The organism is Acinetobacter sp. 1000160, assembly GCF_000588715.1.
GTDB lineage: Bacteria > Pseudomonadota > Gammaproteobacteria > Pseudomonadales > Moraxellaceae > Acinetobacter > Acinetobacter courvalinii.
The window spans coordinates 152211-162596 of record NZ_JFWP02000009.1 but is presented as its reverse complement, the minus strand read 5'-3'; the positions used below and the strand labels follow the sequence as shown (position 1 = coordinate 162596).

7 protein-coding genes and 1 pseudogene are annotated in these 10386 nt (G+C 44.5%); 3 read left to right on the top strand and 5 right to left on the bottom strand.

Annotated features, from left to right (window positions below):
- Positions 1–210: 210 nt before the first annotated feature.
- Both J699_RS02760 and J699_RS02765 read left to right on the top strand, forming a co-directional pair.
- Positions 211–777 (top strand): annotated as a pseudogene (locus tag J699_RS02760) (nuclease-related domain-containing protein); the annotation flags it as partial.
- A gap of 246 nt (positions 778–1023) precedes the next feature.
- Entirely contained in the window at positions 1024–2628 is a 1605-nt protein-coding gene (locus tag J699_RS02765) for a GMC family oxidoreductase (protein WP_032868291.1), read from the top strand.
- A gap of 23 nt (positions 2629–2651) precedes the next feature.
- Here the strand turns inward: J699_RS02765 and J699_RS02770 are convergent, their stop codons facing one another.
- From J699_RS02770 to prs, 3 genes are all read right to left on the bottom strand, one after another.
- Entirely contained in the window at positions 2652–3419 is a 768-nt protein-coding gene (locus J699_RS02770; RefSeq protein WP_032868114.1) for an NUDIX hydrolase, read from the bottom strand.
- A 356-nt stretch (positions 3420–3775) separates the two neighbouring features.
- Entirely contained in the window at positions 3776–5263 is a 1488-nt protein-coding gene (locus tag J699_RS02775; RefSeq protein WP_032868112.1) for a nicotinate phosphoribosyltransferase, read from the bottom strand.
- Between the two features lie 25 nt (positions 5264–5288).
- On the bottom strand, positions 5289–6167 hold the full coding sequence (prs, locus tag J699_RS02780; protein ID WP_032868111.1) for a ribose-phosphate diphosphokinase: 879 nt from the start codon (positions 6165–6167) through the stop codon (positions 5289–5291).
- A gap of 346 nt (positions 6168–6513) precedes the next feature.
- Here prs and J699_RS02785 point away from each other — a divergent pair, with 346 nt between their 5' ends.
- On the top strand, positions 6514–7689 hold the full coding sequence (locus J699_RS02785) for a zinc-binding dehydrogenase (RefSeq protein ID WP_032868108.1): 1176 nt from the start codon (positions 6514–6516) through the stop codon (positions 7687–7689).
- Between the two features lie 71 nt (positions 7690–7760).
- Here J699_RS02785 and J699_RS02790 read toward each other — a convergent pair whose 3' ends face one another.
- Together J699_RS02790 and betA are read right to left on the bottom strand one after the other, a co-directional pair.
- Positions 7761–8543, bottom strand: coding sequence for a TorF family putative porin (locus tag J699_RS02790; protein WP_009512450.1), 783 nt, complete (start codon positions 8541–8543; stop codon positions 7761–7763).
- A gap of 67 nt (positions 8544–8610) precedes the next feature.
- Positions 8611–10305 carry a choline dehydrogenase gene (betA, locus tag J699_RS02795; RefSeq protein ID WP_032868104.1) on the bottom strand — a complete coding sequence of 565 codons (1695 nt, stop codon included), beginning with the start codon at positions 10303–10305 and terminating at the stop codon, positions 8611–8613.
- Positions 10306–10386: the final 81 nt, after the last annotated feature.

The window sequence follows — 10386 nt, the reverse complement described above, 5'->3', positions numbered from 1 at the left end:
GCACAGCCTGGTAGTGCACCTGGTTTGGGACCAGGGGGTCGTAGGTTCGAATCCTACTGCTCCGACCATCATCTTAAAGATGAGATAAAATACCGCTAATTTAGCGGTTTTTTTACGTCTGGATTTTTTCCTAACCTAAAATATGATATTTATAAATCTTATTAAAATTATTTTCTTAAACGTTTAAAAATTATAAGTAGGATCGGGGATATGTTTTTCTATTTTATTTTGATGTTTATTCTATTTATTCTGATTGCTTATTTAAAATCACCGCATTTTAAAGGTAAAGTTGGTGAGATGCAGGTTTCAGCCGATGTGAATAAGAACCTAGGTGAGGAATATATCTTATTAAATAACTGTACGCTGCCAGATCAGGAACAAGGTACCACACAAATTGATCATATTCTGATAAGCCCATACGGGATATTTATTATCGAAACCAAAAATTATACAGGCTGGATTTTTGGTAATGCACGACAAAAACAGTGGACACAGAAAATTTATAAAAAAAGCTATAAGTTTCAGAATCCTTTGCATCAGAACTATAAACATAGCAAAGTACTGGAAATGGTTTTAAATGATGTTTTGGCGCTTGAACATATCCATTCAGTTATTGTATTTACCGCACGGAGTGAATTTAAAACAGTAATGCCTGAAAATGTATGCCGTGGTAAATTCTGGTTAAACTATATAAAAGGTTTTAACCAAGAAGTGATTAGTCCGATGAAACAAAAAAGAGTTCGTTATCGTATAGAAAAAGAAGTACTGGAGCCATCTTAGAAAACAGACCGATAGCATGTTGAATATTTAAAACAGAAAAAACTGGAGAAAGACTCTGTTTCCTGATTCTGCATACTTGCGATTTATTGCATATCGACTGAAAGATTTAGCGCTTGTAGTTTGATTGCGTTCCAGTTAAGTTAATTTTGATGAAGTAAAATGGTTAGATAAATACAACAGTATTGAAATGCCATGTTCGGCATACTATTGCCGCTTTTTAAAAAGAAAAAACAGAGTATTGAGATGACACAAACAGCTTTTGATTTTGTAATTATAGGTGGTGGTTCGGCAGGTTCGGTGCTGGCTGGACGCTTAACCGAGAACCCGAATATTTCGGTATGTTTATTAGAAGCCGGTGGAGAGGGTAATAGCTGGCTGGTGAATACACCTGCCGCTGCAGTCATCAGCATTCCCACGAAAATTAATAACTGGGCATTTGAAACCATTCCGCAAAAAGGTCTCAATGGTCGTCGAGGCTATCAGCCGCGCGGTAAATGTTTAGGTGGATGTTCGGCGGTCAATGCCATGGTTTATATCCGTGGACATCGTAGTGACTATGATCACTGGGCAGCCTTGGGTAATACGGGCTGGTCATATGAAGACGTGCTGCCGTATTTTAGAAAATCAGAACATAACGAACGTATCCATAATGACTATCATGGCCAGCATGGCCCCTTAAATGTCAGTGACTTACATTCAGATAATCCTTATCAGCAAACCTTCATTGAAGCGGCAAAACAGGTCGGTTATCCACTGAATGATGATTTTAATGGTGCGGAACAAGAGGGTTTGGGTGTCTATCAGGTCACCCAGAAGAAAGGCGAGCGCTGGAGTGCGGCACGTGGCTACTTATTCCCGTATATTGGAAAACGTCCGAATCTGCATGTAGTCACCCAAGCCAAAGTTTCACGCATTGTGATTGAAAATGGCCGTGCGGTGGGCGTTGAGTATAAACATAAAGGCCAGACCACCACGATTAAGGCCGATAAAGAAGTCTTATTATCAGCGGGGGCTTTCCAGTCACCGCATATCCTGATGCTTTCTGGTATTGGCCCACGTCAGGAGCTGGAAAAGCACGGCATTCCAGTGATAAAAGAGCTTGCAGGAGTGGGTGAAAACCTACATGACCACCCAGATTTTATCTTTGCCTATAAAACCAAGCTGATGGATGGTACCTTTGGAGTCTCGATGGGGGGCAGTCTGGATCTATTTAAACAGGTGGGACGTTATCGTAAAGAACGTCGCGGTCTGCTTACCACCAACTATGCAGAATGTGGTGGTTTCTTAAAGAGCCGTCCTGAGTTAGACAAACCGAACCTGCAACTACACTTTGTGATCGCCGTAGTGGATAATCATGCCCGAACCATGCATATGGGGCACGGGATTTCATGTCATGTCTGTTTGTTAAATCCACGTGCTCGTGGTTCAGTCAAACTCAGCGGTAAGCATGTCGATGATCCATTGCTGATCGACTTTAAATTCCTTGAGGATGAACAGGATCTTCAGGATTTGGTCGATGGTTATAAAGTCACGCAAAAGTTGATGCAGGCTCCTGCTTTACAAGACAAAATCAAAGAGGATATGTTTACTGCCAATGTAAAAACCGATGATGAGATCCGTGAGGTTTTACGTCAGCGTGTCGATACGGTTTATCATCCGGTCGGCAGTTGTAAAATGGGTGTGGATGAGATGGCGGTAGTAGATCCTGAACTTAAAGTGTATGGCGTTGAAGGGCTACGTGTAATCGATGCCTCGATCATGCCAACCGTGGTCAATGGCAATACCAATGCACCGACCGTGATGATTGCTGAAAAAGCGGTGGATATGATTCGTCAGACCTGGAAATAAACGTTTAGAGCTAAGGTTCTGCCTTAGCTCTTTTCATGTTCAGTTGGGTTGCGTGGTGTTTCTAGCATCCGTGGAAACGTAAAATGATAATGCTCGAGTGCATAACGGAACAGTTGCGCAGGTCGCTTGCCGACAATTTTTTGCTGGCCTGTTTCTTCAACTGCACCAGCCTCTTGCATGCGCCGTCTAAAGGATTTTTTTTCTAAAGTATGCCCTAGAATAATTTCATAAATGTTCTGTAATTCGGTCAAGGTAAATAGTTCTGGCATCAAGCTGACCGGCAGCGTGGTATATCGGGTTTTATTGCAAAGACGCTCAAATGCCAGCTGCAGTAACTGTTTGTGATCAAAGGCCAAATCCAGCTGTAATGCCTGATCGATTGAAAGCCATTGACTGTGTTCTGCAGTGCTGGTGGCTTGAATTGCAAATTTTTCAAAATCAATCAGAGCGAAATATAAAGCAGTGATGGACCAGCCGCGTGGATCACGATATTGATTGCCAATGGTTTCAACCTGTTCTAAATAGGGTGATTGAATGCCTGTTTTTTCCAGTAGTTTACGATGTGCTGTTGCCATTAAATCCGGATCGGTTTTTAAATCAACAAAACCGCCGGGAAGGGCCCATTTACCTTTTTCAGGGAAGTTGGAGCGCTGGATCATTAATACCTGTAACTGACCTTTTGCCACAGAAAAAATTGCCATATCGACTGTAAACAGCGGGGTGTCATAGTCGGTTTTTTGATAGTGGGCAAGGTATTCTTGTTCGGAGGTATGGATAGTTTCCTTACTCATAGAAATATTAAGAAATCGGAATAAAGTAATATCATAGCGGAGTCTTATTGGGTTCTCATCATATTTTAGGATAAGCCACTACGTCTTGCACTTCACTAAAGCTTTAATCGCTTTAGTTTGTTCAGGCTCGACCCCCTTTTTTTTTTGGCAAAAGTAGGCAAAACCTGAGGTACGAGATAGCAAAGATTGATAATCTTTGCCGTACCGCAAGGCGAAAGCTTTGCTTAAGCGCTTAACTATTCATTTCATTTATCTTGCACTACGCCAAAGCTTTAGTCGCTTTGGCTTGTTCAGGTTGCGGATGACTTTTCCGAGTATCTAATCACTGGATGTGTTTTAATCATAGAGAGTTTTGCTTAGACCAATCTTTCCCGAATCTGATCAAGCGAGCATTCTCTTACCAATTGGCCATTTTCAAATACCGTTTGCAGTGCACCCATGTTCTCCTGTTCAAAGTTTTGTTGATCAAAGAGCTCAAAACCATTCTCAGTCTGTTCAACGCGTAATAAGCCCTTGGCTGATTTTTTAACACCAGAGTCGGTCACTGGGTCTTTGAACAGTTCACGACCGACACCGTTAACCTGACCCCAAGTGGCTTTGACGGCAAAACCAAAGCTATCGCGAGTCAAATAGTTATAGGTGTAGCTCCCGATCCCAAATACCAGATTATTTGAAGCAAAGCCTTTGGCTTGCAAACCTTTTAGGATATTTTGGGCACGCTCCAGGGTAATTGAGTCACCATAGATTAAGCCAACACGTTCGTTAAGGACTTTATAGCCTTGCGCTGTTTCGGTACCGCCAAAAATTTCCCATAAACATTGCACTGCACCTTTATAAGCAGGACTGTCTCGCTCTGCCTCAGGATCGCCACAGATAATCTTCACTGGATCACCTGAGTCTGGACGGAACACCACTTTGGCAAGTCCGAGCGCATTCGGTTGGCGTTTTAAAATCTCTGTTTTTAATGCCACGCTAAATTCAGTGATGACACGCCAGAAATCCCAGGTATCAGACACGATACTGACCACACCGGCAGGATAGAGCTCGCAGATCAGACGTCTAAAGGTCTCAATTTCACTTTCTTCACTGCCCATACACATCACACTGTGTTCTGTGGCCGGTACTGAAACGCCTACAATACCTGTGGCATTGTAGTACTCTTCGGCATAGTCAATCGAAGCGACAGAATCTGTCCCGATAAAACTGGTCAAGTGGCCTACACCTGACTGGGCTGCATCATAGATCCCACTCATGCCTCGGCTACTAAAATCATGGCCTTGAACCGGAACAAAGTCTAAAGGAGCGCCCGTCTTTTCTGCATATTGGGTCAACAAGCGTTTGTATTCATAGGCAATGCTGGCCGTGGTACAGCTTTTCCATAACTCGGCACTGAGCACGGTTTCAATATAATTGGTTAACCAGAAGAAATTCGGATCCGTATTGATAATGGTTAATACCGGCACTTTGATATTGACCCGGCTGCCTTCTGGCAAGGCTTTAATTTTTAATGGTAAATAACCGAGATCGTGCAAGGCTTCAATGTGCTCGACAGGCACTGCGCCTTCACCTAATGCATTGTCCATACGGCGTTGATAGGCTGCCACCACTTTGGCTTTAGGTTGATTGAAGAAGCCTTCGTTCCAGGTTTCAATCAGAAAGTGTTTGATAAAGCCTTGTAGACCAAAAAATACAATCTTGTCATCAAAATCAGGCAGCATTTTGGCTAAACGTGATGAACGTGGGGTAAAGTTGGCATAGACGTATTCAGTTCCCACTGGATACTGACGACGGTGATCTGCTTTGTAGAAATCAATTGCATTGAGCGGGTTAATTTTAATACTCATTGTTATCGGCCTCGTGCTTTAAATCTTAATTTTGAAAATTGATGATGTTGAGTTTGCTTGCTTCTGCTTGTGGCAGGCTATTGCTGGTAAAAATCTGATCGACCAAGCCATCAAAGACCGCCAGACCTTTGCTAAAAATGCCATGCGTGACATACAAAATAATGTTTTGACAATTTAAGCTGCGTAGTTGCTTGGCAATCCCGATAAAAGTGGCACCACCATCACAAATATCATCGGTGATCACGGCTGTTTTTCCTGTCAAATCAGGACTATCTACCGCCGTTGTTGTAATTTTTCCCGTACTTGGGTCGCGTTGCTTTTCACAGTGAATCACTTCAATGGCGTGTTGGCGTTGCGGATTGATACCGTTGGCAATCGCTTGAGTGCGTTGTGTTGCGCCTGCATCAGGGCAGATCAATACCGTATTGTCAGCGCTTAAAATCTGCATCAAGGCTGGGCTTTGCTGGATAATCTCAATCGGTTCGATATTGATCACCGCTTGGAAGCGGGTATTTTTGCGTAACAGCTCAAGGGTCATTGGGCTATGACAATCCCACACCACAATTTTCTGACGTTGCCCTGCAAATTTTTCGCTGTTGCTATTCAATAATCTGGTCATTAAATCCAGTGAAAAGGCCTGACCTTGTGCACAGATCCGGTCTTGGCGTGCATAGGGAAAATAAGGGATTTCCACCGAAACGCGAGTGCCTTGTTCAAGTAACACATTTTCCAGTAATAGATAATCCATCACATCTGCGCTGTTCTGTAGAGAGGCTTTGATCTGGGTATTGGCCTGTAATTGGTTTAACAACTCAGGTTGTAGTTGAATATGACGTTCACCACCTGAAAACTGCAAAAACTCGATGGGAACATTCGCTTGAGCTGTCATAAGTTGAATCGTCATTTTTAGCTTCTCTTTTATAGTGGCTTAAAGCCATTAAATATATATTGGCATAATGACACTATTAAATGCAAGGCTTAAATTTGATCGTTTTAATCAAAACAGACACATTGTTTAAAGATATCGATGCATCTATTTGAAGTTAAATGAGAATAATTTTTAAACTTTTTTTAATGCATTGGCGATCACCAGGGGGCTGACTTTGTTGCTGCGATATATTGATGTTTAGGTCATGGTTTTTGACAATTATCCTTGTCAGGATTGAGTTATGTATTGTTTGCTTGGCATTGCAACAAGTCAAAGTGCTCAAGGTAAACAAGGTGAATAAAACAAAAAAGGAAAGCATCCGATGAAATCTCTGATTTGTCATAACGCTGAATTAAAACTGGAAGACAGCCTTCAATTGGTTCCTGCAAAGGGGCAAGTCTTACTTGAAGTGGTCCGCTGCGGGATTTGTGGTTCTGATTTACACATGCAGCATCACTGTGATCACATGCATGATCTGGCTGCGCGAGTCGGTTTTAATGGGGTAGCAAAGTCCTCGGATAAACTGGTGTTTGGTCATGAGTTCTGCGGCAAGGTCTTGGATTACGGCCCAAAAACACGACGTAAATTAAAAGCAGATACGCTGGTTTGTGCCATGCCTTTATTAAATGTCGATCCGCAAGGTTATATGCCGACTGGGCTGTCACCGAGTGCTTCCGGGGGATATGCCGAGCAGGTACTGGTGCAATCCAGTTTGATGTTTGCCGTACCAAATGGTCTGGACGCGGATCGTGCTGCCTTGACTGAGCCGATGGCCGTTGCCTTACATGCGGTACGTCGCAGTCGAATCAAGAAAAATGAGCCTGCCATTGTGATCGGTTGTGGTCCTGTTGGTCTGGGGGTAATTCTTATGCTCAAGGCGGCAGGTGTTAAAACCGTGGTTGCCAGTGACTTCTCGCCGAACCGCCGTCGTCTGGCTGAGCAATGTGGCGCGGATATCTTGATTGATCCGCAACAGCAATCGCCATTTAGCAGTTGGAAAGAGCTTGGCTTATTAGGCAATGTCTCCGAAGCGATTAATATGGGCATGGGGATTTTTGATAAGGTTCAGACTTACTCACTACCTTGGGTGAATGCCATGCGCGTTGGCGATAAACTCGGCGTATTACCGAAACGTCCGGTGATATTTGAATGCGTGGGTGTGGCTGGGATCATGCAGCAGATTCTGGAGGGTGCACCGCTGTTCTCACGGATTATCGGCGTGGGTGTCTGCATGCAAAGCGACAAGATTGAACCTGCATTGGCGATTAATAAGGAACTGGAAATCCAGTATGTGCTGGGCTATACCCCGCTGGAATTCCGTGACACCCTGCATATGATTGCGGAAGGTAAGATTGATTGTTCACCGTTGATCACCGGTGTCGTAGGACTGGAAGGGGTGAGTCATGCCTTTGAAGCCTTACGTGATCCAGAACAACATGCCAAAATTCTGATTGATCCAAAACGGGCGGGCTCAGGCATTGAACTGATCAAGTCTTAACAGGGAAAATGAGAAAAGCCGCTGTCAATGTAGCGGCTTTTTTTATTGAGCTTTGATTGATACTGTCCTGATTAAAAGGTTTTGGTCAGTGAGAATGTCACGGTGGAATCAATCGGATTGGAGACTTTAGCATTGGGATTGCCATTGCTATATTGCTGATAAAAACCGTCTTTATCCCAGGCTTTGCTATAGATCAGGCTGCCGGAAAGGTTATAGGGCAATTCTTTGTTCACTGCAAAACTGGCATCCTGAAAGTTGGCTGCTGAAAAGTTTTTGATGCGCTGATTGCCGTAATGGGCATTCACTGACCAGCCTTGAGTAATGGGCTGATACCAGTTTACATCCAGATAACCTGAGCCACGTGAGTGCTTATTATTGCCGATGCCTAAGGTATCTGAATTATTGCCAAAATAGTCCTGTGTATAGGTAATCGCATATTTAACGCTGAGCGGCCCGTAACTGATTTCAGGAATGATTTCTCCATAATCAAAGCGGGTGTTGCCTGTGTCAGCCGTGGTTTTTGCGCCTGGATAATAGTAATAGGCGACTTTAGTGCCGACGGTAAAATCCCCGATCGTACGGCTATAACCCGTGTACACGTCCCATTCAACTGATGCGTCTCGAATAAAATGATCGCTTACGGTCGATGCCCAGGTACCTGCATAAAAACCGCTGTCATGGTTGTAGTCCAGCCCCCCTTGCAAGGCCGCTTTGCCCCAGGTTTGCTGGAAACCGCGTGAGACGTATTGGCTGGCAGCGGTGAGATTGGCAGAGTAAGGTGAGGTGGGTTCAGTGGCGTGGGTGCTTTGAAAATAAAAAGCCAAGGGTGCAATTACAAACAACGTTTTTTTCATCATTTCTCCCTGAATGAAGTGAAACCCGAAGCCGAAGCCCCGGGTATTCCCTAGAGGAATTTCCTTTTTATTGTATTGGACGTAATGGCGCTTGGCGTGCCGGGGTTGTACCCGCTTTGTAATAACCTGCCTCTGAACGCGGCAGTTTTTTGCCACGGATCTGATCGGCAATTTTTTCTGCGATCATGATGGTGGTGGCATTCAGGTTACCGGTAATGATCAATGGCATGATTGAGGCATCGACTACACGTAAGCCTTGTACGCCGTGAACGCGACCTTGACCATCGACCACCGCCATCTCATCTTCACCCATTTTACAGCTACATGATGGATGGAACGCGGTTTCGGCATGGGTACGCACGAACTCATCCAGCTCGGCATCGGTCTGGATATGTTTACCCGGGCTGATTTCTTCACCGCGATATGGATCAAGCGCAGGTTGCGCCATGATTTCACGGGTGATACGGATCGCATCACGGAACTCACGCCAGTCCTGTTCGGTTGACATGTAGTTGAACAGGATACTTGGATGCTCAAACGGATCTTTTGATTTCAATTTGACCCGACCACGCGAAGGTGAACGCATTGAACCAACATGCGCCTGGAAGCCGTGTTCTTTCACCGCATTACTACCGTTGTAGTTAATCGCCACAGGCAAGAAGTGGTACTGGATATTCGGCCAGTCAAATTCTTCCGAACTACGGATAAAACCACCCGCTTCGAACTGGTTGCTTGCACCAACGCCGGTACCGTTGAATAACCACTCGGCACCAATGGCAGGCTGGTTATACCATTGCAGGGCAGGGTAAAGTGAAACAGGTTGCTTACATTGATATTGCAAATACATTTCCAGATGGTCTTGCAGGTTTTCACCGACACCCGGTAGATCATGTACGACATCAATATCCATCGATTTCAGGAACGTGCTTTCACCTACACCTGAACGTTGCAGGATTTGTGGTGAAGCAATCGCACCTGCGCAAAGCAAGACTTCACGCTTGGCCTGTGCCTGTTTCATATTGGCTTGATCTGCACCAATAATATATTCCACGCCTACAGCCTGTTTTTGATTAAACAAGATTTTATTGGTGGTGGCATGGGTGATGATGGTTAAATTCGGACGACCTTTGGCCATATCCAGATAACCACGGGCAGTACTTGAGCGACGACCTTTTGGGGTCACAGTACGGTCCATTGGACCAAAGCCTTCTTGTTGATAACCATTTAAGTCATCGGTACGTGGATAACCCGCTTGAACGCCTGCTTCAACCATGGCATGGAATAGCACATTATTACCATTTTTAGGCGTTGCTACTGAAACAGGGCCATCACCGCCGTGATAATCATTGGCACCAATATCGCGAGTTTCAGCTTTTCTGTAATACGGTAAGCAGTCTGCATAAGTCCAGTCTTCCAGACCTTTCATGCTTGCCCACTGATCCAGATCCATGGCATTACCACGGATATAGCACATCCCGTTAATCAGGGAAGAACCGCCTAAACCTTTACCACGACCACATTCCATACGGCGATTGTTCATGTGTGGTTCAGGATCGGTTTCATAAGCCCAGTTATAGCGACGGCCTTGTAATGGGAAGGCCAACGCCGCTGGCATTTGAGTACGGAAATCTAAACGATAGTCTGGGCCACCGGCTTCCAAGAGTAAAACAGACACATCTTTATCTTCAGTCAGACGTGTTGCGAGCACATTTCCGGCAGATCCTGCGCCAATGATAATGTAGTCATATGCTTGAGTATTCATCGTTATCCCTTTTGTATTCTGGAGAGTGCCAGTGCCATCAGCTGATGGCAGGGCACATAGGATTAATCTTGAGGGGGAAGG